Genomic DNA, 1,068 nt, shown 5'->3' on the forward strand with positions numbered 1-1,068 from the left:
CGTGTCCCACCATCCGATCCGAGTGGCCGTGGCCGGTGTCGGCAACTGCGCCTCGTCCCTGATCCAGGGCGTGCACTTCTACGCCGACGCCGACCCGGGCGCCTCCGTGCCCGGGCTGATGCACGTGGTCTTCGGCGACTACCACGTCTCCGACGTGCAGTTCGTGGCCGCCTTCGACGTCGACGCCGCCAAGGTGGGGCGCGATCTGTGCGAGGCGATCAGCGCCGGGCAGAACAACACCATGACCTTCGCCGCCGTCCCGCACACCGGGGTGACGGTGCAGCGCGGGCCGACCCTGGACGGGCTGGGGGCCTACTACCGGGACATGGTCCAGGAGTCGGAGGCCGAGCCGGTGGACGTGGCCGCCGCGCTGCGGGAGGCGCAGGTGGACGTGCTGGTGTCCTACCTGCCGGTGGGCTCGGAGGCCGCCGACCGGTTCTACGCCCAGGCCGCGCTCGAGGCCGGGGTGGCCTTCGTCAACGCCCTGCCGGTGTTCATCGCCTCCACCGAGGAGTGGGCGGAGAAGTTCACCGCCGCCGGGGTGCCGATCGTGGGTGATGACATCAAGTCCCAGATCGGGGCGACGATCACCCACCGGGTGCTGGCGAAGCTCTTCGAGGACCGCGGCTACGTGCTCGACCGCACCTATCAGCTCAACGTGGGCGGGAACATGGACTTCATGAACATGCTCGAGCGCACCCGGCTGGAGTCCAAGAAGATCTCCAAGACCCAGGCGGTGACCTCCAACGTGGTGCGGGAGTTCGGCACCCAGGACGTGCACATCGGCCCCTCCGACCACGTGCCGTGGCTGGAGGACCGGAAGTTCGCCTTCGTGCGCCTGGAGGGCCACGGCTTCGGCGACGCCCCGATCAGCCTGGAGTACAAGCTGGAGGTGTGGGACTCCCCGAACTCGGCCGGGGTGATCATCGACGCGATCCGGGCGGCGAAGATCGGGCTGGACCGCGGCATCGGCGGGCCGCTGACCTCCGCGGCGGCGTACTTCATGAAGTCCCCGCCCGAGCAGCAGGCCGACGACACCGCCCGGGCCAACCTCGAGGCCTTCATCCG

At 69.8% G+C, this 1,068-nt stretch carries 1 protein-coding gene; it reads left to right on the forward strand.

The window, feature by feature from the left end:
* Position 1: 1 nt before the first annotated feature.
* On the forward strand, positions 2-1,068 hold a 1,067-nt coding region (locus GMA12_RS18140; RefSeq protein ID WP_162460050.1), incomplete at its 3' end, for an inositol-3-phosphate synthase.

The sequence above is a fragment of the Kocuria sediminis genome (assembly GCF_009735315.1).
In the GTDB taxonomy this organism is placed as follows: Bacteria; Actinomycetota; Actinomycetes; order Actinomycetales; family Micrococcaceae; genus Kocuria; species Kocuria turfanensis.